The 24,603-nt window shown below is 56.9% G+C and carries 19 protein-coding genes, 1 tRNA gene and 1 CRISPR repeat array; of the genes, 6 read left to right on the forward strand and 14 right to left on the reverse strand.

From position 1 onward, the window contains the following. Positions 1 to 125: 125 nt before the first annotated feature. From malQ to glgC, 3 genes are read right to left on the reverse strand one after another with little or no spacing between them, the layout of a single operon-like run. Positions 126 to 1,610 carry a 4-alpha-glucanotransferase gene (gene malQ / locus BJI67_RS08415; protein WP_231940822.1) on the reverse strand — a complete coding sequence of 495 codons (1,485 nt, stop codon included), beginning with the start codon at positions 1,608 to 1,610 and terminating at the stop codon, positions 126 to 128. Beyond that, positions 1,607 to 3,397, reverse strand: a complete 1,791-nt coding sequence (locus BJI67_RS08420; protein WP_331712255.1) for a glycoside hydrolase family 57 protein — start codon at positions 3,395 to 3,397, stop codon at positions 1,607 to 1,609. Before BJI67_RS08420 ends, malQ begins: the two co-directional genes overlap by 4 nt. Next, positions 3,387 to 4,652 (reverse strand): glucose-1-phosphate adenylyltransferase, encoded by a 1,266-nt coding sequence (gene glgC, locus BJI67_RS08425; RefSeq protein WP_156782083.1) that lies wholly within the window; start codon positions 4,650 to 4,652, stop codon positions 3,387 to 3,389. Before glgC ends, BJI67_RS08420 begins: the two co-directional genes overlap by 11 nt. 161 nt (positions 4,653 to 4,813) lie before the next feature. Here glgC and glgB point away from each other — a divergent pair, with 161 nt between their 5' ends. Beyond that, the gene (gene glgB, locus BJI67_RS08430; protein WP_070072652.1) at positions 4,814 to 6,994 is read left to right on the forward strand and encodes a 1,4-alpha-glucan branching protein GlgB; all 2,181 of its coding nucleotides are present in this window, start codon (positions 4,814 to 4,816) and stop codon (positions 6,992 to 6,994) included. A gap of 499 nt (positions 6,995 to 7,493) precedes the next feature. Next, a CRISPR array of direct repeats spans positions 7,494 to 8,098; the repeat unit is 37 nt; unit sequence GTCTTAATCCCATTACACGGGGAAGGTCCGTTCGGAC. A 316-nt stretch (positions 8,099 to 8,414) separates the two neighbouring features. Here the strand turns inward: glgB and BJI67_RS08435 are convergent. Next, the gene (locus BJI67_RS08435; protein WP_197512920.1) at positions 8,415 to 9,005 is read right to left on the reverse strand and encodes a DNA-binding protein; all 591 of its coding nucleotides are present in this window, start codon (positions 9,003 to 9,005) and stop codon (positions 8,415 to 8,417) included. A gap of 783 nt (positions 9,006 to 9,788) precedes the next feature. Between BJI67_RS08435 and BJI67_RS08440 the strand changes: the two genes are divergently transcribed. Further along, positions 9,789 to 10,883, forward strand: a complete 1,095-nt coding sequence (locus BJI67_RS08440; protein WP_156782085.1) for a replication-relaxation family protein — start codon at positions 9,789 to 9,791, stop codon at positions 10,881 to 10,883. Between the two features lie 49 nt (positions 10,884 to 10,932). Here the strand turns inward: BJI67_RS08440 and BJI67_RS08445 are convergent, their stop codons facing one another. Continuing rightward, positions 10,933 to 11,841, reverse strand: a complete 909-nt coding sequence (locus tag BJI67_RS08445) for a tyrosine-type recombinase/integrase (protein WP_070072655.1) — start codon at positions 11,839 to 11,841, stop codon at positions 10,933 to 10,935. A gap of 277 nt (positions 11,842 to 12,118) precedes the next feature. Here BJI67_RS08445 and istA point away from each other — a divergent pair, with 277 nt between their 5' ends. Both istA and istB read left to right on the forward strand, forming a co-directional pair. Beyond that, positions 12,119 to 13,636: an IS21 family transposase gene (istA, locus tag BJI67_RS08450; protein WP_070071328.1), complete on the forward strand. Its 1,518-nt coding sequence runs from the start codon at positions 12,119 to 12,121 to the stop codon at positions 13,634 to 13,636. A gap of 13 nt (positions 13,637 to 13,649) precedes the next feature. Beyond that, entirely contained in the window at positions 13,650 to 14,393 is a 744-nt protein-coding gene (gene istB / locus BJI67_RS08455; RefSeq protein ID WP_070071329.1) for an IS21-like element helper ATPase IstB, read from the forward strand. 4 nt (positions 14,394 to 14,397) lie between these two features. Here the strand turns inward: istB and BJI67_RS08460 are convergent, their stop codons facing one another. After that, positions 14,398 to 15,165, reverse strand: coding sequence for a DUF6538 domain-containing protein (locus BJI67_RS08460; RefSeq protein ID WP_156782086.1), 768 nt, complete (start codon positions 15,163 to 15,165; stop codon positions 14,398 to 14,400). 102 nt (positions 15,166 to 15,267) lie between these two features. Further along, positions 15,268 to 15,360, reverse strand: a tRNA-Ser gene (locus BJI67_RS08465). Between the two features lie 98 nt (positions 15,361 to 15,458). Here BJI67_RS08465 and mltF point away from each other — a divergent pair. Further along, positions 15,459 to 16,919, forward strand: coding sequence for a membrane-bound lytic murein transglycosylase MltF (mltF, locus tag BJI67_RS08470; RefSeq protein ID WP_070072657.1), 1,461 nt, complete (start codon positions 15,459 to 15,461; stop codon positions 16,917 to 16,919). A 32-nt stretch (positions 16,920 to 16,951) separates the two neighbouring features. On the opposite strand, the gene tadA is transcribed toward mltF, so the two are convergent. From tadA to guaB, 5 genes are all read right to left on the reverse strand, one after another. Continuing rightward, positions 16,952 to 17,443, reverse strand: a complete 492-nt coding sequence (gene tadA / locus BJI67_RS08475) for a tRNA adenosine(34) deaminase TadA (protein WP_070072658.1) — start codon at positions 17,441 to 17,443, stop codon at positions 16,952 to 16,954. 177 nt (positions 17,444 to 17,620) lie between these two features. After that, entirely contained in the window at positions 17,621 to 17,932 is a 312-nt protein-coding gene (locus tag BJI67_RS08480) for a helix-turn-helix domain-containing protein (RefSeq protein WP_070072659.1), read from the reverse strand. Then, positions 17,929 to 18,276, reverse strand: a complete 348-nt coding sequence (locus BJI67_RS08485) for a type II toxin-antitoxin system RelE/ParE family toxin (RefSeq protein WP_070072660.1) — start codon at positions 18,274 to 18,276, stop codon at positions 17,929 to 17,931. Before BJI67_RS08485 ends, BJI67_RS08480 begins: the two co-directional genes overlap by 4 nt. 125 nt (positions 18,277 to 18,401) lie before the next feature. Further along, the gene (gene guaA, locus BJI67_RS08490; protein ID WP_070072661.1) at positions 18,402 to 19,979 is read right to left on the reverse strand and encodes a glutamine-hydrolyzing GMP synthase; all 1,578 of its coding nucleotides are present in this window, start codon (positions 19,977 to 19,979) and stop codon (positions 18,402 to 18,404) included. Between the two features lie 38 nt (positions 19,980 to 20,017). Continuing rightward, a complete protein-coding gene (gene guaB, locus BJI67_RS08495) occupies positions 20,018 to 21,478 on the reverse strand; it encodes an IMP dehydrogenase (protein WP_070072662.1) in 1,461 nt (486 codons plus the stop codon). Between the two features lie 90 nt (positions 21,479 to 21,568). Here guaB and xseA point away from each other — a divergent pair, with 90 nt between their 5' ends. After that, positions 21,569 to 22,921 (forward strand): exodeoxyribonuclease VII large subunit, encoded by a 1,353-nt coding sequence (gene xseA / locus BJI67_RS08500; RefSeq protein WP_070072663.1) that lies wholly within the window; start codon positions 21,569 to 21,571, stop codon positions 22,919 to 22,921. Between the two features lie 11 nt (positions 22,922 to 22,932). Here xseA and BJI67_RS08505 read toward each other — a convergent pair whose 3' ends face one another. Both BJI67_RS08505 and BJI67_RS08510 read right to left on the reverse strand, forming a co-directional pair. Further along, positions 22,933 to 23,706, reverse strand: a complete 774-nt coding sequence (locus tag BJI67_RS08505) for an HAD family hydrolase (protein ID WP_070072664.1) — start codon at positions 23,704 to 23,706, stop codon at positions 22,933 to 22,935. Positions 23,707 to 23,768: 62 nt separating this feature from the next. Then, on the reverse strand, positions 23,769 to 24,545 hold the full coding sequence (locus BJI67_RS08510) for a TIGR04219 family outer membrane beta-barrel protein (RefSeq protein WP_083250764.1): 777 nt from the start codon (positions 24,543 to 24,545) through the stop codon (positions 23,769 to 23,771). Between the last annotated feature and the right edge of the window lie 58 nt (positions 24,546 to 24,603).

Genomic DNA, 24,603 nt, shown 5'->3' on the forward strand with positions numbered 1-24,603 from the left:
ATGAATATATGCACCGGTGCCATGGGCAACCGGCCGGACTGTATGCTGGAGGATGAGATGCCAGGACGCAACCGCAACTGGACTAAGGTTTGTCGACACTCAGGTATTGGATAATCCCTGGTAATTTATAGTGCCGCTTTGCGTAATCGGCCGTAAGTCTCGCACAGAGATCTGAGATCCTCGACTAAAGTCTCAGCGCACATTTCCCAGGTAAAACGCCATCGCCAATTTACTTCAGCACTGGTCCCAGGGGTATTCATCCTATGCTCACTCCCCAATCCGAGCAGGTCCTGCATGGGCACGACAGCCAAACTGGCAACTGATGCCATGGCAGTTCGAATCAAAGCAGCGGGCATTGGTTCGCCAGGATTCCCCAGATAATCGAGTATCCGCTTACGGGCGTCTAAAGTGCGCCCTTCGAACCAGCCCAGTGTAGTGTCATTATCGTGAGTCCCTGTATATACCACGCAGTTCTGAATAAAGTTATGCGGCAAATAGGGATTGTCTGCATCACTATCAAATGCAAATTGCAATATACGCATGCCTGGCAAATCGAAATCGTCACGCAAGGTCTCGACATCAGGAGTGATCACGCCAAGGTCTTCAGCAACGATGGGTATGTAACCAAAATGAGCGAATAGCTTTTCGAACAACTCCCGACCTGGCACATCGACCCAATGCCCATTCATTGCGGTGTCTTCGCCCATCGGCACGGACCAACAAGCGACAAAACCTCTGAAGTGGTCAACGCGTATAAAGTCGTATAACTCTAATTGAGTCTCAAAACGCCTGAGCCACCAAGCGAAGTCGTCTTCAAGCATTTTATCCCAACGGTAGAGAGGGTTTCCCCATAGCTGTCCCGTGGCAGAAAAATAATCGGGCGGCACCCCCGACCTTGAACGCGCGAATCCACGCTCATCAAGATCGAATAATTCGCGATTAACCCATACATCCGCACTGTCATGTGCAACAAATATCGGCATATCGCCAAATAGGCTGACGCCATTTCGATTCGCATAATCTCGCAAATTCTTCCACTGGCAGAAAAAAACAAACTGAGAAAACCGGCATCGGTTTATCTCTATGTATTGCTTCTCCTGCAGTTCTTCTAGCGCATCCTTGTGACGATCGCGGTATTCATCCGGCCATTCCCACCATGGACGATTCTGATATAGCAATCTCAGAGTCCGATACAGCGCATAGTCGTCCAGCCAGTAGGCATGCTGGCTTAAAAAAGCATGGAACTCTTCCTCTCGCCCTGGGGATACGTGAATTTTGGATAGTGCGAGATCAAGAAGTTGGTCCATATCGAATGGATCCAACTCCACACCATACTCTTCGGCAACCCAGGCTGGGTCGATCAGTCGTGTATCACCCGCATGTGCCGACTGACATTGATAGGGCGAACCCTCACCATGTGGTTCGTTAAGTGGAAGGAGTTGCCAAACGCCAATACCTGCTGCAGACAACAAATCTACAAACCGATAAGCGTCTTCTCCGAAAATACCGGTACTGTACGGCCCAGGCAGAGAGGTTGGATGCAACAAAATGCCAGCCGTACGCCTGTCCAATACGGATTTGGATTGCTGCAAAGCAGCCTTGTCCCTCACGTCAGTTCCTGTCCTCGACGCATGGTTCCACCTGTAGCAGGATCCCCCCCTCCATAGGTAAATGCGCGCTCAAGGTACTCCGGTGGTTGAACTCCCAGGTGACGGTACAATTCACCCAGGTGCATGCGGTACAGACGGTCAAAATCACTCACTGATCCACTCGGATTGTAATCCCCAAACCACCAGCACCAATCTGAACCTTCGCAAATAGCTAACTGATGGGTGGCACGATCACTTTCGCTACTGCTTAGGCCCTTACGACTTATCGCATCGTCATAGGCCTGCTTGGCCTCGATAAGCATATCCCAGCCGCGGTTCTTGTCTCGATCACCGATCCATGTAGAAAAGGTGCCATAAACCCAGCTTCCAGAAACCACGTTTTTAAGTACTGGCGATGCTCGACGATCTTTCCTTTTCGTCTCACTCGATTTTGCAGGTACCTGAGATGCAGCCCCATCAGGCCTATTGGTACTCGCCATATCAAGAATGTCCGAGAACGTCGTCATCTGAATTTTGGGGTGGCTGCTCAAAACTCTGTAGAGTTTCGAGAGGAAATAATACCCATTTGCTGGGTAGTACTCCCAAGCATTCTCACCGTCCAATATGACGGAAACAGTTATAGGTGCGGCATTTTCTTCTGCAAGTTCAGCCAGTGATTCCAGCTCATGCACGAAATTTGCCGCCGCATCATCTCCATGCCAAGTGGAATAAGTGAACCCAATGGCATCTGATATCTTGTCGTCACGGAAAAAACATCGAATGGGTGTTTTGCCATAACCATAGTGCTGATAAAGCCATTCCTTTCTATCCGCCAGATCACTACCCGACGACTTCAAGCTATTCGCCAAAACGGTTTCACCACTAGCGGTCCAACGGAACCCGTTCTCACCCAACAAGTCCAGTACAGGCCCACTAATACTGCCCTCGGAAGGCCAACAACCATTTGGGCGCATTTCGAAGACCCGCTCAAAGGTGGATATACCCTTCTCGAGATGCCAGATCACCCGAGTTTTGCCATCGGGGTAGGCTGTGGACCTCGTTGGCAAGACAACTTCAGGCCATGCCTCTCGAGCTGAATTCAGATCCACCAGCAAAGGCATGATTGGATGACCGTACGGTGTCATTGACAGCTCAATACGGCCTTGACGTGCAAGAATTTTGTAACGTTCCAATACTCGGGAAAGATTTTCTCCAATTACCTCAATAAGCAGATTTCTGTCATCGAATGAAAAATGAGTACCCTTATCCAGCAGGTGTTTGATGCGCATATCTCCTCGCCGAATGGTCTCACCCATCCAACTCAGGTGGTACCAAACGAGAAGATCGCTCAAGAATTGATCCGACACATAATCGATCGCCTGATTTTGGTCCTGAAGACGAGTCAGCATGTCGACCAAGCCCTTATAGACCGGCCAAGGATCAACCATCCGTGTTCTGTTCGCCTTGAGACACGATTGCGCTAGCCATAGTCTTTGCGAACTAGTTTGAGGCATGCTTTCCGTGGCGAGTGCGCCGAGTAGTGGATCCCGTATCGATTCACCATGTTGGAGCCACGCCTCGATTTGTGCTGAATAATCCTCTATCTGCTCGAGGAGTACCGGTGCGAAATTCACCACGGCTCTAGCTTCTGGTTCCATCTCCAAGTGCGCTGCCATATCGGTATAGTCTTTTAGCGCATGAAGATATGTCCAGGGTAGCTGGTACTGACCTGAATTCAAATCCCGGTATTCAGGCTGATGCATGTGCCAACACAGCACCAGTTGTACAGGTTTGATGTTATCTGGCACGGCGGCGCGGCGCTCCCAGCATATCGGAAGTGACTAGAACGACTCCGCCGGGAGAAACATGAAAACGTCTGGCGTCGTCTTCGAGATTTTGACCGATCACCATCCCATCGGGAATCTGACACCCCTTGTCTAGGATGGCACGCTTTATATGGCAGTTTTTCCCTACATGTGCGTCTGGCAAAACTACAGAGTCTTCGATCACAGTATATGAGTCGACTTCCACGTTGGAGAAAAGCAACGAGTGCTTGATCAACGCACCGGAAATAATGCAACCGCCGGACACCATGGAATCGACAGCCATCCCACGTCTATCGTCATCATCAAAAACGAATTTCGCGGGTGGCAGCTGTTCTTGATATGTCCAAATAGGCCAATCTTGGTCGTACAGATTAAGCTCCGGAGTTACACCAATGAGTTCCAGATTGGCCGCCCAATAAGCGTCGACAGTCCCGACATCGCGCCAGTAAGCCTGCGTATCGGTTTGCGTATCCCGATATGGGAATGCCATGACTCTGTAGCGTCCAATGATATGAGGAATAATGTCCTGACCGAAGTCATGATTCGATTTGGACATATCAGCATCGCGAACCAACTGCTCATAAAGGAATGAGGCATTGAAAACGTAAACGCCCATCGAAGCCAAAGCTATATCCGATTTCTCTGGCATCGGCGATGGGCGCGCTGGCTTTTCCTGAAATTCATACACCTGGCCTGTCTGGTCGCATGCCATTACGCCGAATGATTTAGCGGCCTCCAAGTCAACCTCTAGACACGCAACGGTCATATCCGCATTGCTATCTACGTGATAAGCAATCATCTCGCCGTAATCCATCTTATAGATGTGATCTCCGGCTAGGATCAATATGTATTCCGGATCGTGCTCTCTGATGATGTCCAGATTTTGATAAACGGCATCGGCCGTACCCGCATACCAGGACGTATCGACGCGTTGCTGCGCTGGCCATATTTCGACGAATTCGTTGAACTCGCCGCGTAAAAATCCCCAACCCTTCTGCACATGCTGAATCAAAGAATGAGCTTTGTATTGCGTCAAAACCGAAATTCGGCGAATCCCCGAATTGATGCAGTTTGCTAGAGGAAAATCGATGATGCGAAATTTCCCGCCAAAGGGTACCGCGGGCTTCGCTCGCCAGGCTGTCAAGTCCTTGAGGCGGGATCCACGACCACCAGCCAGGACCAATGCCAATGTATCTCGGGTCAGGCGACTAACGAAACGTTGTGACTGTACCTTCACGTTGCCGATTCCTGATCGCATATGTATGTGATGTGGCGCAACAGCCAAGCCGGTCGCTGAGAGCAAACATCATGCTAGACTGACTTACCTCTAAGCCTACGCAATCGAAGATCAGTAGGCAATCTGGCACGTTACTCAAGACATGGCAAGGATACGTCGGCATGACGAACGCGTTACCAGACGACATCACACGCATTTTGCGCGCAAGCCACCATAACCCGTTCATTTACCTCGGCCGTCACCAACAAGCAGCCGGCGAGATTGTGGTGCGCACCTATCTGCCGCATGCCATTTCAGCCTGGGTCGGCCCGCAACGGCACGTGCTCTCACCCATAGATGGGGCTCCGGGCCTGTATGAATGGCACGGTAGCCCGGACGAACTGCCGGCACACTACCAGATCCACTGGGAGGAATCCTCGGGCGCTTATTTCTCGCGGCACGACCCTTATGACTTTCCTCCCCAGATCAGCGAATTCGACATACAACTGATCAATACCGGGAAGCACTGGCATGCCTATCGCATTCTCGGAGCGCAGCCCTGGCAAGTCGATGGCATCGCCGGAGTGCGATTCGCGGTCTGGGCGCCCAATGCCGAGCGCGTCAGTGTGGTTGGAGACTTCAACCATTGGGATGGACGCAACCACCCTATGCGTGTTCGCGGTAGCAGTGGTATATGGGAGTTGTTTATCCCCGACTTAGGTCCCGGCTGTCTCTATAAGTTCGAACTGCGCAACCGCTCAACCGGTGACGTGCTGACCAAGACAGATCCTTACGCACGCCAATTCGAGGTCAGGCCTAATACGGCGGCCATCACCGTCGAGGATAAGTCCTACGAATGGCGCGATCATGCTTGGCTCACAACACGTAAGGAATCGGACTGGCAACACTCCCCCATGTCCATTTTCGAGGTGCATCTCGGCTCCTGGCAGAGGAATGAAGACGGTAGCTTTCTCGATTACAGAACCCTGGCCGACCGCCTTGTCAGTTACGTAAGTTCCTTGAGCTTCACCCATGTGGAGCTCTTACCCATCACAGAACATCCACTCGACGCATCATGGGGTTATCAAACCACCGGATATTTCGCTCCCACTAGTCGGTTTGGCTCTCCAGACGATTTTCGATATTTGATCGACAGCCTGCATGCCGCAGGGATTGGCGTACTACTTGACTGGGTGCCAGGCCACTTCCCTCGCGACGAACACGCTCTAGCGCGCTTCGATGGCACGCCTCTCTACGAACATGCCGACCCACGCCTTGGAGAACACCGCGATTGGGGCACTTATATTTTCAATTACAGCCGCAACGAAGTCAGAAATTTTCTCATTTCGAGCGCGATGTTCTGGATCGAGGAATTCCACATCGATGGGTTACGCGTCGATGCGGTCGCGTCAATGTTATACCTTGACTATTCACGGGAACCCAATGATTGGCTGCCAAACAAATTCGGCGGCAATGAAAATCTGGAAGCAATCGATTTTCTACGCGAACTCAACTCCACCGTGCAAGGGAATCATCCTGGCGTCCTGATTACAGCTGAAGAGTCCACCGCATGGCCACAGGTTACCCGCCCTCCTGACCTCGGCGGCCTGGGTTTCGCGATGAAATGGAACATGGGCTGGATGCACGATATCCTGGATTACTTCGGCAAGGACCCCATACATCGGCATTATCATCACGATCAACTCACCTTCGGCCTACTTTACGCATTCACTGAAAATTTCGTGCTGCCCTTTTCCCATGACGAGGTGGTACACGGCAAGAGATCGCTGCTCTACCGCATGCCTGGCGATGAATGGCAGCGCTTTGCCAATCTGCGGCTGCTTTACACCTTCATGTTCACTTATCCCGGGAAAAAGCTGCTGTTTATGGGTTGTGAATTCGGGCAGGGCAATGAATGGAATTTCGACGCAGCTCTAGATTGGTATGTTACCCAATATGACTTGCACCAAGGTGTAAAAACCCTTGTTGGGGATCTAAACCGCCTATACATGGAATATCCGGCCCTGTACCGACTGGATTTCGAGTGGCAGGGATTCGAATGGGTTGACTGCCACGACGCCGCTCAGTCCGTGATCAGCTTCATTCGCAAGGACGACAGCGGCCGCCATATTCTGATCATCTGCAATTTCACTCCAGTTCCACGCGAGAATTACCGCATCGGCGTACCCGGCCAGTGTGGGTACCGCGAACGACTAAATTCCGACTCCAGCTATTACGGCGGGTCGAACGCAGGCAACCCGCCGATCATCAATGCAGAGGAAACACCTTGGATGGGGCGAGAGTACTCACTCAAGCTACGTCTTCCACCCCTTGGGGCCTTAGTGCTTGAGCCATTGGATTGAGAGCTCACGCAATGCCAACCCGATGACGGCTGCGCGAACAAATGTCCTCAATCATGCATTGCTGATTAGACAGGTTAGCAAGATTCTTGCGCACAAAACCTGTGGTTTAGGGAAGAGACCTCGGCTAGGGAAACCCGGCCCAGGGCAAACGGATTTGCTGCATACCTCAGCAAAAAATAGCAGGATTGCTCAGAAAGAAAAAGCAAACCCCAGCAGGGGGGGTGAAGTGGCGGAGAGGGAGGGATTCCGCAATAAGTCTGAATATTAACTATAATTCAATGACTTAAAAAGACACCCCAAGCGACTAGTGTACCACCTTGGCGACCCAAAACAGCCGCTGAATATCATCAAATTCGATCTAGCTGTCAATTATCATGCTGAATAATGTGAGCAGAATTAATCAATCTCACTGAATATCCGCCTGATTCCATCCATAGCAGGACAATAAAAAAAGCCTCCCTTGGTCAGGAAGGCTTTTTTATTTCATCATCAGTTAATCATGCAAATCCCATTAAACGGGGAAGGTCCGTTCGGACGCTTCTAACTTCCAGTCTATTCACTGTAATTGATGTCTTAATCCCATTACACGGGGAAGGTCCGTTCGGACGTCGAAGAACTCGAATATACCGGCCCCAACCAGGGTCTTAATCCCATTACACGGGGAAGGTCCGTTCGGACAGACAAGGGACGGGGCTAACCACGCCGAAGTGGGTCTTAATCCCATTACACGGGGAAGGTCCGTTCGGACTACCAGCCTCCTCCGCAACCGCCTTCGCAGTGCCGTCTTAATCCCATTACACGGGGAAGGTCCGTTCGGACCCCGCAGGATTATCAACTCGAAGTGAGGACTTAAGTCTTAATCCCATTACACGGGGAAGGTCCGTTCGGACACGAATTTCGTAGTCGCATGGTGACCCGTTTCCTTTGTCTTAATCCCATTACACGGGGAAGGTCCGTTCGGACCACAAGGCCCAGGTGCAAGGCCAGCTCTGGGTGGGTCTTAATCCCATTACACGGGGAAGGTCCGTTCGGACGGTCGCGTTAAAGGTGGGCACACCAGCCTTTTGGTCTTAATCCCATTACACGGGGAAGGTCCGTTCGGACTCCTGTCATATTTCAGAAGCCTTACGGATCATAGACTTACGAGACCTTTTCTCTGCACCGTTTCGGTGCAAAAAAGTTAGCTTTTTCTCGGGGCCGATCCGGGCCGGTTGTCGGGTTGTCAAAGAGCGGTGCTGAGGGGCTTTGAACATCGCATGCAGTGGCGCAAAAATCAACCCCCTGCCCCGATTACGTAATGCGCGTTACCTAATGCCGATTACGTAATCGGGTCGGTGTTGGCGATGGACTGTTTTCGCAGCGACAACAAAAAGCCCGTCAGGCGGCGGGCAAGGTGCTTTTGTCTCTGTCGCGTGCGTGCTCAGGCCTGATCGTTCGATGGCCGTTTGCGCGCCGTGCTCTTTTCGTCCTGGGTCGCGTGCTGCGCCATGAACTGCTTCAAGGTCTCTGACTGATCCTGAATGACGGCTTGCAGGGCGTTGAGCTGTCTTGCCAGGCTCTCGTTCTCGCCCTGCAGTCTTGCCTGCGCCTGTTCCAGTACGCGGACCTCGGTGGACGATTGAGCGAGGGCTGATTGCGTCTGTTCCAGCTCCTCCAAGGTGCTATCCAAGCGCCTCAGCAGCTGATCCAGATCCTGCTCGGCGGTTTGCACGCGCGCATTGGCGGCGCGTCTTAGGGTTTCCACATCCTGCGCCGCTACGCTCTGCGCCTGCTGCCACAGCTGTCCTAAGGTGGCCGTGAGCGATGCCGCGATCTCCGCAGGCACCTCCACGGTCATCGGCGAGGTGCTCGCCGTACGCGCGCGCAGTGTCTGTAGGTGTTTGCCGATGGTGGAATAACCCCCGCTGCCCAGCTCGTTGCGTATCGCGTCATACGTCACCGCCTCGTTGCGGGCTTCTAGCGCGGAGACTGCGCTTTCTACCTGTTCCAGGGTAATACCGGATCTTCCCATTGTGATGATTCCTGACATAAAGGGTTCCAAGGCCAGGCGACAGGCCTGGCAACCCGTATAGGGAACGCCAGGGCAAAAAAGGACGGGCCACAAAAAAACCTCGAATGCAAAAAAACCGAGACCCGCGAGCACCCAGCAGAACGGATGCGGGTTGTCTGCACGCAGGCGTGGCGCAAGGCGCATCACGCGACGTGCGCAAGCGTGCGCGATGCGCGCACACGACTGAGCGCAGATCACTGCGCGAACCGGGGAGCCGCGTATGCGGGGCAAGGCGTTCAGCCGAAGCCCCTCAGAGGTGTGCGCCCCAGCGCACGGATCTGAGGCCGGGGGAGCCGCCACTGAATTTGCGCCCCAGCGCAAATAGCACCGCCCACGGTGCGCTCAGTGGTGGGGGCAGCGCCCCCGCCCCCAGAGTGCGGAGCACGGCGGGACACCAGGGCGGCGGTAGCGGTCCACCGGCGCAAGTGGCGAAGACACGCCGCGACGGTGGCAACCGATACCAGCTGCGCTGGTGTCCCGCCGTGCGAACCGTCGCCGATAGGCGGCGGCCGGAGCGTAGCGGAGGGCACGGAGGGGGCGGCTAAGAAAAGGAGGCGTAAGCCCGCCGTTCAGGCGGGCTAGCGAGCGTTTGCGCGTTCAGCGCATGGAGCTCGCGGTAGCCGATCCCGTCGCCGATCAGGCGACTCCTCACCGTATCCCCCGCAAGCCAGCGGGGGATACAAAGGGCCGATACGGTCATCGTCGTCGCTATACGTGTTGAACCCATTCAACACGGAGCTATCCATGAGAATCAAACTCGACAATCTGATTTATAACCGCCACCCCTCAAAATCAGCCAAGCAGGGTGTAGACAAAGGCAGCACGGAATCTCATGCGCCGACGCCACAAGCGCCCAAGACACCGCCTGAACACACCCCCGCCCTGCTCCCAGGGGAAGGGCTCAGCGTGCCTCCAGGGGTCGTCGTCGGACAGCAAAATGAAGCGCGCGTGCTGCGCGTACTGCATCGTTTTGGCTGGCTGACGGCACGGCAAGTCGGGCAGCTAGTATGGCCTGAGGGTTCTCAGTCCTTGCAGATGGGACGGCGCGTTTTACGTCGCCTTGCCGACAAGCGCGAAGTACTGGCGAGGCAGCTGCCCAACACGATGACACCCGCCTGGGTGCTCACTTCACGCGGTGCGGCGCGACTGCGTCAAGCCGGGATCTCGGATGCACAGCGCGGCACGGATCAGCTGCGCTCGTCGGATACCACATGGCGACATCGGTGGATCGTCAATCAGTATCTCATCGAGTACACACCGGATGATGCTCGCTCGTACTCAGAGTTTGAGATCCTCACCTACCGCAGTCCGTTGCCTAACCAGACAACAAGGCGAGGCGTTTTGCCGATGCGCAGTTGGCTCGGCAAGACTCCGGATGCGCTGTGGACGGAGCAGCACGGCACGTTGCGTCTGTTGACGTGGATCGAGGTCGAGCGCACACGCAAGCGCAGCTCGGACCTCGGTCAACTGTGCGAATTGATCGTCAGCGGCACCTTTAACCCCATCATCGCGCACAGCGAACTCGAGCTAGACGAGATTCATCTGGTCTACGTCTGGGATCGTCAGAAACCGAAGACGTTGGCTGAGATATTCCCGCTCATTCAAGCACTCGTGAATGGCGTGCGTAAGCGCATTGCCCAGCGCCTTGATCTGTATGAACGCGACGTCGCCGACGACTTCGCCAGCGATCAGCTCGGCAAGGTGCAGTTATCGGTGCTCGACATCGGACCCGGCCCTGTGCTGCGCGGGATAACCTATCAGTGGTCGCTGAATGAACTCATGAGCGCGCACGGGCTGAACGTCGTACGCAGCAGACTGGGTGCGGACAAGAAGTCGTAATGAAACGCGATGCGTCATGCCTGGCGCTTGAATTTCGGCCCAACCCTGTCTACTCAGGAACAATCGGCGTGATCACTAAGTCAGGATAGGCGACTTGCTGGATAGCTGCATGCAGACGTTTGAGGGTGAATCCTGAACCATAACGTCGACCCATCTTCTGACCGCCACTGTGCCCCATGAGGGCATCGGAGAGTTCTTCGTCAAGCCCTGCTTCTCGGCAAGCATCGCGGAAGGTATGGCGCAGGCTATGAAAGTCCTTTCTGCGGTCGGTGATGGCAAGCGTTTTGCGCAGATAGCTCATAAACGCCTTGGAGAAGCCAGAACTGTACCGACCATAGCGGTCAGGTTTGAGCGTGGGAAAGAGACGCTTTTCCCCTTGGCGTTTGAGTTGAGCATGATAGCGCAGCAAACCCGCCTCGATCAGTACCGGATGAATCGGCAGTCGCCTTCTGGAATCGGTGTTTTTGAGCCGCTTCTCGGGTGCGTCGGCGTTGTCGTTCAGGTCGGTGATGAGCAGGCACCAGATACCGTCGATTTTCTCGATGTCGTCGATGTGCAGCTGGGCCAGCTCTTCGACTCGGCAACCCTGGTAGAGCGCCATCAGCGGCAGCCAGACGCCAGCCTCAGCGGTGCTACGGCCGAGGCGCTTGCCTTGGGTATAGAGGGGCGAACCGAACAGGCGTTTGAGGTCGTCGGTGTCGAGCGGCACGCGCCCTGCGCCCTTGGATTTAGGGATCGGCACACGCGCAGCCGGGTTGTAGCTGAGCTTGCCGTTGTTGATGGCGACGTTGTAGAGCGCGCAGATAAATGAAAGCTTCTTGTCCAGGGTCTTGGGTTGCCGTCCTTTCTCGCTCAGGCTGTCGCGGTAGCGGATGACGTCGATCCGCTGTGCCTGTTCGAGGGTGCGGTAGCCTGTGAGAGCGCGGAATTCGCGGATCGCCAGGGCAACATCATCCACGGTGCGCTTTGGCCGGTTGGGATCGAAGCGCTGCCAGTCTGAGTGCGTATTTCGGCGCAACGTGACCGGTCATTTCGCTCGAACGTGACCGCCCGTTTCGGATCAACGTGACCGGCCATTTCGTTTGATCGTGACCGATTTCGGCTCTTTTTCCGAAATCGGCGGTCACGTTCCTCCGTCATCTCATCCAAGCCACTGGAATTCTTTCACTTATTCCGGCACAACCGCGCTCCTTTGCTCACTCAAGGAGACAGCGGTGCCGGCAGCGAGGATTCCAATGAAGCATGTCATCGAGGTGCTGCGCCTCAAATACGCAGCCCAACTCAGCCACGCGCAGATCAGCCGCGCCTGCGGCCTGTCCAAGGGCGCGGTCAACAAGTACGTCAACCTGGCCAGGGCTCAAGGCATCACCTGGCCGTTGCCTGCGGACATGGACGAGGCCGCCCTGGAGGCACGTCTGTTTCCCGCCAAGGCGCCCTCGAGCCGGTTCGTCGTCCCCGACGGCTTCCAGATCCATCAGGAACTCAAGCGCAAGGGCGTGACCCTGCAACTGCTCTGGGCCGAGTACTGCGCCGCGCACGGCGAGCGCGCGTACGCGTATACCCAGTTCTGTCACCATTACCGGCAGTGGCGAGAGCGGCAGAAGCGCAGCCTGCGCCAGCACCATCAGGCCGGGGAAAAGGTCTTCATCGATTACTGCGGGCCCACGGTCGACATCGTCGACCGTCACACCGGCGAGGTGCGTACCGCACAGATCTTTGTCGGCGTGCTCGGGGCCTCCAGCTACACCTATGTCGAGGCTACCTGGACCCAGTCGCTGCCCGACTGGATCGCCTCCCACCAGCGCATGCTGGGCTTCTTCGGCGGGGTGCCGGCGCTGCTGGTGCCGGACAACCTCAAGGCGGCGGTTCAGCGCGCCGAGCGCTACGCGCCGCAGCTCAACGCCACCTATGCCGAGATGGCGGCGCACTACGGCACCGCCGTGCTGCCGGCGCGGCCCTACAAGCCCAAGGACAAGGCCAAGGTCGAAGTGGCGGTGCAGGTGGTCGAGCGCTGGATCCTGGCGCGGCTGCGCCACCACCGCTTCTTCTCGCTGGCCGAGTTGAACCGGGCCATCGCCGCGCTGTTGCCTGAACTGAACGAGCGGCTCTTCCAGGGTCGCACCGAGAGCCGTCGCGACCTGTTCGAGAGCCTCGATCGGCCCGCGCTGCGCCCGCTGCCGGGCGAGGCTTACGTCTACGCCGAGTGGCGACGCGCCCGGCCCGGCATCGACTACCACGTCGAGGTCGACAAGCGCTGCTACAGCGTCCCGCATGCCCTGGTCGGCCAGGTGCTGGACCTGCGCATCACCGCCACCACGATCGAGGTGCTGCACCGGGGTCAGCGCGTGGCCCTGCATCCGCGCCACCACGGCCCGGGCCGCTACGTCACCGTCACCGAGCACATGCCCAAGACCCATCAGGTGCACCGTGACTGGTCACCCAAGCGCTTCCTGCGCTGGGCGAGCCAGATCGGCCCCAGCACGGCCGAGGTGGTACGCCGCCAGCTGACCGACCGGCCTCATCCGGAGCACGGCTACCGCGCCTGCCTGGGGCTGCTCAGCCTCGCTCGGCGTTACCGCCCGGCGCGCCTGGAGGCGGCCTGCGCTCGAGCCTTGGCCATCGACTCGGCCCGTTACCAGAGCGTCAAGTCGATCCTCGCCCGCGGCCTTGACCAACAGCCCCTCGATCAGAGCCCGGCCCAGGAGGCACTGCCCCTGCACGCCAATGTCCGCGGCGCCAACTACTATCACTGAGGAGCTCCACGCCATGCTCAATCAACAGACCCGCCAACAGCTGCGCACCCTCAACCTCACCGGCATGCTCGCCGCCCTCGAGCAACAACAGGGCCAACCCCAGACCCATGCGCTGTCCTTCGACGAGCGCCTCGCCCTGCTCATCGAGCACGAGGTGCTGCACCGCGAGAACCGACGCCTCACCCGCCTGCTCAAGGCCGCCCGCCTGCGCGTGCCGGCCTGCGTCGAGGACATCGACTACCACCACCGCCGGGGCCTGGAAAAGCCCCGCATGGCCCAACTGGCCAGCCTCGACTGGATACACCAGGCACTGAACCTGTGCCTCACCGGACCGACCGGCTGCGGCAAGACCTGGCTCGCCTGCGCACTGGGCAATCAGGCCTGCCGGCGCGGCCTGTCGGTGCGCTACCTGCGCCTGCCGGCGCTGTTCGAGCAGCTGCGCATCGCCCACGGCGACGGCTCCTACGTCCGGCTCATGGGCCAGCTCCTCAAAACCGACCTGCTGATCCTCGACGACTGGGGCATCCAAAAGCTCAACACCGCACAGCGCAACGACCTGATGGAAGTCATCGAGGATCGCCACGGCCGACGCTCCACCCTGATCGCCAGCCAGTTGCCTATCGAACACTGGCACGACTACCTCGGTGAAGCCACCCTGGCCGACGCTATCCTCGACCGCCTCCTGCACGGCTCACACCGACTCAACCTGACCGGCGAGTCCATGCGCAAGATCCAGGCTCCGGTTGACGGATCGTGACCGCTCAGGATAGAAAAACCACTCCAGTGCGCAACCAATGAGAGCAGCGGTCACGTTCACCGAAATCGGCGGTCACCTTCGACGAAATGCGCACTGAGAACGCTTCCTCGAAGCCGAGCCCCTTGGCGGTGTGAGGACGTTGATGAGGGTTTGGGGAGTTTGGACCCGCAACTAGCGGCGAAGTCGGCTGTACGGGCGTCTCAGGCGTCCAGACTACCTCACCCGCATCGCGGGCGAGCTGCTGGTCGTGGACTTCGGTGATGGTTTGCAGGAAGCGGTATCGTAGCTTGCGTTGTTGCGCCGCATCGCCGTGAACCTCGATCCCGTTGAGGAATAGAAAGGTCTGCAAAGCGGGTTCGACGGCTGCTAGGTCGTTGCGGCGCAGGGTTTCTCTGAGGCCATCGCGGGTTTCCAGCCGTTGCGCATGGTGTTCGTCGAGTTCGTCGTTGAACTCGCCAGCCATGCGCGTCGCTTCGTCACCATCCAGCGCCTGATGACGCCAGAGCGCGCAAATCTCTTGAATAGTGGCATCATCGAGCAGACGCGGTTCACCTTTGAACTGACGGCTTAGAATCTGCTCACGCAACCGCGCGCAACTTCGGTCAAAGTCGGCGGACGCCTGCCGTGCTAAGCTTCGCGCTTCGGCGGGGTCACGGGTCTTGAGGGAGAATTTAACCTCGACCTTGCCCATGTAGGCTTGAAGATCGACAGGTACCTTGGCGCGGAAGTAATACGTCGCACCACGCCTGAACAGATGAGTTTGTAATGGCATGTCTGGCATCCCAAGAGTGTAGCGCCTTGGTGTACCAGTCGAATAGACCTAAGTGCTTGTTTTACCTATTAATAATGATAAATCAAACACTTAGAATAGGGATGGCGGAGAGGGAGGGATTCGAACCCTCGTGGGGCGGTAAAGCCCCCAACCGATTTCGAGTCGGTGCCGGTGTGACCGCTTCGGTACCTCTCCAAGTGCGCGCGGATTGTAACAACCGACGCCACGGAGAGGAAGCGCCTTGTAGATATTTGCCACGCAGGTACACGTCGGATAGGTAGCACAGGTGACGTTTGATTGATCTCAAAACGCGTCGCGGACGCAGACAACTCATCTGGTTCATCGAGGTGACGCTGTTCATACTGCTGATGAGCGCGACACTTTTATATGTGCTTTCACGCACACCGGATACCTTGTTGGAACGCATCAAAGCCAGCGGCACGCTGGTGGTAGGCACACGTAACGGGCCGACGACCTACTATCAAGGCCCGGATGGTCCAACAGGTTTCGAATACGATCTCGTCAATGCTTTTGCCAACTATCTAGGTGTCAAGGTGAGATGGGTTCTCCCTGACAACTTCTCCGACTTAATGCCCATGGTGGAAACCGGTCGCGTCGACATGCTCGCAGCCGGCATCCCAGCCACTCCCACTGATGCCACTCGCGTACGCTTCGGCCCTCCTTATCAAACCATCAAGGAAGAGCTCATCTATAGAGCCGGCGAACCTCGCCCAAAATCCCCTGCCGAACTAGTTGGCAAACGTATCGCCATCGTTGCCGGCAGCAGTTTTGTAACCACTCTCACACAACTGCAGAAAAAATACCCCAAATTGAATTGGCAAGCCGAGTCAGATACCGATATTGAGGAATTACTCTATCAGGTGGCGACGGGAAAACTCGATTACACATTGGACGACTCAAACGACGTTACGCTAAACCGGCGTTTTTACCCGCAAATTGCCGTGGCATTCAGTATCGGCAAACCCCAGGAACTTGCCTGGGCCTTCCGCAGAGGCGATGACGCCAGCCTATATGATGCTGCGGTGCGATTTTTTGCAATCATCAGGAAAAACGGTCGACTGCATCGCATCACCGAACGCTATTACGGGCACGCGCGCAGTTTCGATTACGTAGGCACCTTCACGTTCATGAAGCACGTGGCACAACGCCTCCCCCCACTGATTCCGCTGTTCAAGCAAGCGGCCAAGAAATATGGAGTGAGTTGGCGGCTGCTGGCTGCGATCAGCTATCAGGAATCTCATTGGAATCCGGATGCCACCTCACCGACTGGCGTACGTGGGCTAATGATGCTCACGCGTCCTACCGCGGAGCATCTGAACATTGCCGATCGTCTGAATCCTTTGCAGAGCATCATGGGAGGGACTCGATACCTGCTCAAGCTACGCAAGGAACTACCCGCGAGCATCAAGGAACCCGACCGAACGTGGTTTGCCCTAGCCGCCTACAACATCGGCCTGGGGCATGTCATGGATGCTCGACGCCTGGCCGCCAAGCTCGGCAAAAACCCCAATAGCTGGGCAGACGTCAAGCTCATCCTGCCGCTGCTGAGCCAACGACGCTGGTACCGACAGACGGTGTTTGGCTACGCGCGTGGACGGGAGCCGGTAGAATATGTGCAGAACATACGCAGCTACTTCGACATACTCATCTGGCTGCGTGATCACAAGCAGAATGGTCAGAACCTGAACACACCGCTACCCAGTTCGCTGCTAAATACTCCACCCAGCCTCTAGTCACCGACCGGGTCGACAGCAATCAAACATACCTATGTTCGACGCTCCCGGAAAAAGGCCCTGAGGCGCGTTCCAGCCTCCTCTTGCAACACACCGCCACGTACTTGAGGGCGATGCAGATTGTGCGGCGAGCACAACACGTCGAACACGCTGCCGGCGGCTCCGGTTCTGGGATCATAAGCAGCGAACACGACCCGAGAGACGCGGGCATGCACCAGTGCGCCCGCACACATCGGGCATGGTTCTAGGGTGACATAGATGGTACTGCCAGGAAGCCGGTAGTTGCCGGCCTGTTGTGCCGCCATCCTGAGCGCGGCGATTTCAGCATGTGCGCTGGGGTCGCTACTCCCGATAGGGCTGTTCCAGCCCTCGCCGATCGCCTGTCCATCCCTGACCACCAAGGCGCCTACCGGCACCTCGCCGGCCTCGGCCGCCCGGTCGGCGAGCGCCATTGTGCGGCGCATCCATTTGCGATCCTGCGCCTGTAATTCCGGCGCTATTCCCACTCTATTATCAATAAGCATTTTTTAGCTTTCATATTCAATGGCTTATTTTCCAGCTAAACGGTAATACCATGAAAAATACCATGTTCAGAAATTGCTGAGGATTAGGCAACGCATGAACCATTCATAGATAGACTACTGCCTGATTTTCAGGCTATCTGACTGATTGCGTACTGAACATACATGGTTGTCATTTTTTTAGGCTGTCTTGAGTCTTCTTCCACGAAAAGGCGTTACCTTGATCTCGACATGCTGATTCAGCCGATTCAACACCATTACCAATCGGTCAATGGTGAACCGTCCCAGGTTTGCATTCCTGATACGTGAAAAGTCTGCATGATCAAAGCCGGTCTTTTCCGCTGCCTTGCGAACAGACAGTTTCTGTTTATCAAGCACCCGAATGATTTCAGCCGCCAATTGCGATTTAAGCTGTTCAGCGTCGGCATTTTGATAACCAAAATCCCGAAAAACGTTGCCACTACCTTTAATAGTTTCCAGTTCCTCAGTCATCGTAACTGCTCCTTAAGCTGACTAATCCGCGAGCGGATCAGATCAATTTCTTTCTTCGGCGTCTTGATACCCCGGGTGGATTTTTTCTGAAAGGCATGGACAACCCAGATATCCTCACCCAATGTCACGGCATACACTGTTCGATAGGCATCTGACCGATAAGCAAGCGCAATCTCAATAACACCGGAACCCAGGCCTTTCATCGGCTTGGCTATATCCGTCTTGCTACCATCAGCAGCAATCGTCAGCGCCCGAAGTATGATTGTTTGGGCACCTTTGGGAAACTTCCCGAACTCCTTGTGCGCCGCCTTGATCCATGAGATCGCTCTCGTATCCTTACCCATAGCAAAATGTTGGCATATTTACCAACATCAGTCAAGATGCCGCTAGTCGCCAATAAACCTGTTCTTCCTTGAAATTTAGTGCCTGTAGGTGCCCGCCAGTGCCAGACATTGCCTGCCAGTGCCGGTCACTCCCACTCGATGGTGCCCGGCGGCTTGCCGGTCACGTCGTAGACCACGCGCGTTATGCCGTCGATCTCGTTGACGATGCGCCGGGAAACATGGTCAAGGAATTCGTAGGGCAGATGCGCCCAGCGTGCGGTCATGAAGTCGATCGTCTCCACCGCGCGCAGGGCAACGACGTAATCGTACTTCCGCCCATCGCCCATCACGCCGACGGCCTTCACCGGCAGGAAGACCGCGAATGCCTGGGAGACCTTGTCGTACAGTTCGTGTGCTCGCAGTTCTTCGATAAAGATCGCGTCCGCGCGCTGCAGCAGCCCGACATACGGCGGTTTCACCTCGCCGAGGATACGCACGCCGAGCCCCGGGCCCGGGAACGGATGCCGGTAGACCATCTCATAAGGCAGGCCCAACTCGAGCCCTATCTTGCGAACCTCGTCCTTGAACAGCTCGCGCAGCGGTTCGACCAGCCCCAGCTTCATGTCCTTGGGCAGTCCGCCCACGTTGTGATGCGATTTGATCACATGGGCCTTGCCCGTCTTGCTACCGGCGGACTCGATCACGTCGGGGTAGATCGTGCCCTGAGCCAGCCAGCGCGCATCACGGATCCGCCCAGCCTCCTCATCGAAAATCTCGATAAACAGGCGTCCGATCGTCCGCCGTTTCTCTTCAGGATCGGCGATGCCTTCAAGTGTCGAGAAGAATCGCTCCGCGGCATTCACCCGGATGACCTTGACACCCATGTGTTGCGCGAAGGTCTGCATGACCTGATCGCCCTCGTTCAGGCGCAGCAAGCCATGATCCACGAACACGCAGGTCAGTTGTTTCCCGAGGGCGCGGTGCAGCAGGGCTGCGACCACCGAAGAGTCCACGCCGCCGGACAAGCCCAAAACGACCTGATCACTACCAACCTGGGCACGTACGCGATCGAGCATGTCGTCGATGATGTTGGCCGAGGTCCATAACGGTCGGCAGCCGCAGATATCGAGCACGAACCGCTGCAGGATTCGAGCACCCTGGCGCGTATGCGTGACCTCCGGATGGAACTGGACGCCGTAGTATTGACGGTCCTCGTCCGCCATCCCGGCCAGCGGTGCACTGTCGGTGCTCGCCATCAGCTTGAAGCCGGGCGGCAAGGCGCAGACGCGGTCGCCATGCGACATCCAGACGTCCAGCAAGCCATACCCTTCGGCCGAGGTTTCGTCTTCAATATCACTCAGCAGACGCGTATGTCCGCGCGCGCGCACTCGTGCATAACCATATTCTCGGTGATTGCTGACCTCGACCTCGCCGCCCAGTTGGGCTGCCATGGTCTGCATGCCGTAGCAGATGCCGAGCACCGGTACGCCAAGCTGGAAAACCGCGTCCGGTGCACTGGGAGCCGCTTCGCCGACGGTCGATTCCGGACTGCCGGAAAGAATGATCCCTGCCGGTGCGAATTCGCGCACGTCGTCCGAGGACATGTCCCAGGGGTGTATCTCGCTGTAGACCCCCGCCTCGCGCACGCGGCGAGCGATGAGTTGCGTGTACTGCGAGCCGAAATCGACGATCAGTATCCTGTCGGCATGAATGTTATCGGTCATCGGCTCCGTGCCTGGCTATGGGAAGGACCGCAGCGCCTTCAATCGATGCGGTAATTCGGGGCTTCCTTGGTGATAGCCACGTCGTGCACGTGGCTTTCACGCATACCCGCGTTCGTCACCCGTACGAATTCAGGCCGAGTCCGCATATTCGTGATGTCGGAGGCTCCTACATAGCCCATGCTGGAACGGAGACCACCCAGGAGTTGGTGGATGATGCCGGAAATCGGGCCCTTATAAGGCACGCGCCCCTCGATCCCTTCGGGAACCATCTTCTCGACCGCGGAACCGACCTCCTGGAAGTAGCGATCTGAAGACCCCTTTTGCATCGCCCCAAGAGAGCCCATACCACGATAGGACTTGTAGGATCGCCCCTGATACAGCTCGACCTCTCCGGGCGCCTCTTCCGTCCCAGCGAACATACTGCCGATCATTACGCAATGCGCACCGGCGGCGATAGCCTTGGCAATGTCTCCTGAAAAACGAATTCCGCCATCAGCGATCAGCGGCACATCGGTATCCTTGAGTGCCTGATAGACATTGTCGATCGCGCTGATCTGCGGCACGCCGACGCCCGCCACGATACGGGTGGTGCAGATCGACCCCGGGCCGATACCCACCTTGACCGCATCGGCTCCCGCCTCTACCAGCGCGGACGCGGCCGCACCGGTCGCGATATTGCCCCCGATGACCTGCAACGCGGGGAAATTGCGCTTTACCCAGGCCACGCGATCGATCACGCCCTGCGAATGGCCGTGCGCCGTATCGACGATGAGTACGTCCACGCCGGCCTCGACCAACGCCTCGACACGGGCCTCGGTACCCTCGCCCGTGCCCACGGCCGCGCCGGCGCGCAGGCGCCCTTCGCCGTCCTTGCAGGCATTGGGGAAGTCGGTGGATTTCTGGATGTCCTTCACCGTAATCATGCCACGCAGCTGAAAGCTGTCATTGACCACGAGGACCTTTTCGATGCGGTGCTTGTGCAGCAGGCCGCGAATTTCCTCCAGGCCGGATCCTTCGCGCGCGGTAACCAGTCGTTCGCGCGGTGTCATGATATTGCTGACCGGGGCGTCGAGATTCTCTTGGAAACGCATATCGCGGCTGGTAACAATGCCAACCAGATCCTGTCCGTTTACCACGGGGACACCCGAGATGTTGTGCGCACGGGTCAGAGCCTGAAGCTCGCGGATGCTGATGTCCGGGGTCACCGTGATTGGCTGTGTGATCACCCCGCTCTCGTATTTCTTGACCTGACGGACCTGCAGCGCCTGCTGCTCAACCGTCATGTTCTTGTGGATGATCCCGACGCCGCCCTCCTGCGCCAAAGCAATGGCGAGGCGCGCTTCGGTCACGGTATCCATCGCCGCGGAGACCAGCGGGATATTCAGGCTGATCTCACGCGTCAGGCGGGTTTGCAGGGAAACGTCGCGCGGCATAACCTGACTGTGCGCCGGCAGCAACAATACGTCGTCAAAGGTAAGCGCTTCTTGCACGATTCGCATGACGTCACACCCCGGTCTGCTCAATTAAACCGGCCATTATAGATTTCAGGCCGATATAGGTAAACTTCGATTCATCACAGAGCGATTCGAATGAGCGATACAGCCAATCCGGACGAGGTATTCAGTGTTTCCCGACTCAATGCAGCTGCTCGTGAACTGCTTGAAGGCGGGTTTCCGCTGATCTGGGTGGAGGGGGAGATTTCCAACTTCTCGCGCCCATCTTCCGGCCACATCTACTTTACGCTCAAGGATGGGGCCGCCCAAGTGCGGGCTGCCATGTTTCGCAATCGCAATCTCCTGCTGCGCTTCAAACCCGAATCAGGGTTGCAGGTACTGCTCAGAGCACGGGTCACCCTGTACGAAGCCAGGGGCGATTACCAACTGATCGTCGAACACATGGAGGAAGCGGGCGAAGGGGCGTTACGTCGCGCTTTCGAGACCTTGCGTCTCAAGCTAGCAGCTGAGGGTCTCTTCGATGTCGCGCGGAAACGCACGCTGCCCGCCTACCCAGCCTGTATCGGGATCGTCACCTCACCTACGGGGGCTGCATTGCGCGACGTAGTCAGTGTGCTGCGCAGACGCTTTCCCGCGATGAGCGTATTGATCTATCCGGTGATGGTGCAAGGGGACCAGGCGGCACCGGGCATTGTGGCAGCCCTCGACCAAGCCAACCGCGACGCCCGTTGTGACGTAATCTTGCTCACCCGGGGGGGCGGCTCACTGGAGGACCTGTGGGCCTTCAACGAGGAGTCCGTCGCGCGCGCAATCGGGCATTCTGACATACCCGTCGTCAGCGCAGTCGGACATGAAACGGATTTCACCATTGCCGACTTCGCAGCCGACGTACGCGCACCGACACCTTCCGCCGCAGCCGAGCTGATCTCGCCCGACCGCAGCGACCTCCTGCGCCATGTGCAACGTGATGGGATGCGAATGACGCGCGCACTGAATGCTCGACTTGACCAGTTCAGGCAGGAAGTTAATTGGCTGCGCATCCGCCTCTGGCAACGACACCCGCTCAGCCGGTTGCAGCAACTCCAACAGCGGCTCGACGAACTAGAGAGCCGCCTACAGCAGACACAGCGGGCACGTCATCAACGGCTTGCTCAGAGGACTGAGATACTGCACGCACGCCTGAATGCAATGGCGCCCAACAACCGGTTGCCATTGCTGATCATGCGCTTATCGCAGGCAACACGCGGTTTGCATAGCGTAACCAGTCGCCAGATCGAAAAGGCTCAAGGGCGTCTACAGAGCATAGTCCGCACACTGGAGACCGTCAGTCCGCTGGCCACGCTTGGGCGAGGCTACGCGATCCTGTTCGACGAGCAGGGGCGCGTCATCAGCAGATCAGAGCAGGCACCCGTGGCGAGTACCGTCAAGGCTCGGCTCGCTCACGGACGACTTTACTGCCAGGTGCTCACAAGCGAGCCAGAATCCTAAGACACGTCATCCTAAGCCACGCCCCTCTGCAGACAGGTCTGCACCCCCGACAATGTGACCATCGGCGCCAAGCCTGCTGGACCACGCAGCACGCGACAAGGTTTTCCTGGCTCGCCGAGATGATCGAGTACCGCACAGGCCTGGGAGAAATCATGATCCAGTGTGTAGTCGTTCACCGTCACCAGGGTTTGCAGTCCGGAAGCTCGCGAGGAAGCCAACCCATTGGCCGAGTCCTCGACCGCCAGGCACGCTTCTGGAGGCAATCCCAGCTGCGCCATCGCGTAGATGAAAATATCGGGTGCGGGCTTCTTTGCCGGCACGACATCTCCCGCCGCGATGACCTCGAACCAGCCAATAGACGCCTCACCCAGAGTCGAGCGCAACAATGCGGTAACGTTTTCGGGTGTCGTAGTGGTTGCGATGGCGAGTCTCAGCCCGGCCTCCCTCGCCTCACCGAGAAAACGCGCCACACCTGGACGCAAGGGGATATCACCGCGTGCGAGCAACTCGATGTAATGGCGCGTCTTGGCGCGGTGCAGCCCGGCGATAAACTCATCCAGCGGAGAGCCATCCGGCGGTGTGAAATGGGGGCAATGCTGCTTGATGTAATGCGCAATACGCTCCTTGCCCCCCGTGACCTCGAGCAGTTCACCGTAAAGCTCGGGACTCCAATGCCAATCGAGCCCCGCATCCGCAAAACTCAGGTTGAAGGCTGGACGGTGCCCGTCTCGCTCGGTATCCGCCAGGGTGCCATCCACATCGAATATCAGCGCCTTGATGTTCATTGATTACCTTATAGAAGATTTCAAACACATGCCCGGCATCCCTGCCAGGCATGTCCACGGTTTCAGAATTGGTAAAATACACCGGCGAAGGCGCCCTTGAACTTGATGTCACCGTTGGGATCGATCCGGGAATTGCCTACCCGCAACTCCATCACTCGATATCCGGCCTGCAAGCCCAGCCCAATGGGTGTCTCATAGGCCAGACGTGCCTGATAATCGGCAAAGTAATCCGAGCCGTTACCGATATAGCTCCCATCTGCGGCAGCACTCAGTCCGGTAAACGGTAGATTTGCACGCAAGCCTGCGTAAAGCATAGGCACCGCTGCCGTGCCGCTTGCGGAACTGTATTGGTTGCCGCTGCTGATATCCGCACTCAGGCTCATCGCCTTGACATCGAGTCCCAGGCGAAGCTGAACGACATTGTTGATTGGCTGGTAGTAGAAAAGAAAGTCCGTCTGCGTCAATTTGACCTGGCTATTCACCTGCTGATTGGCATTATAGGTTTGCCCACCATAGGTGATGGTGCGCGACAGCACCTGACTGCCGCTGGTATTAATGCGCGAGTACCTGATCTCGACATCGGGCAACACCGGAATCGGATGCTGTATATCGACCCAGGCATACCCCTGGCTCTTACTGCTCAGTCCCAGATCGTTCTTGAGATTGACGTCGCTAGAAGCCTGTCCGCCTGTTGAATAATGGACATAACCACTCGGTTGCTGTGACCACACTCCGGCACCAACGCTCACATCGAAACCGAGCGCGGCATGTGCCGTACCCGCTGTGGCGGTTCCCAATACAATGGCACTCATGACTGCAAATGAATATCGGATTGACATAACTCGAATTCTCCCTGTTGCTCTATTGTTCGTATCGGATTGGGCGCTTGCCCAACTA

The organism is Acidihalobacter aeolianus, from assembly GCF_001753165.1.
Lineage (GTDB): Bacteria > Pseudomonadota > Gammaproteobacteria > DSM-5130 > Acidihalobacteraceae > Acidihalobacter > Acidihalobacter aeolianus.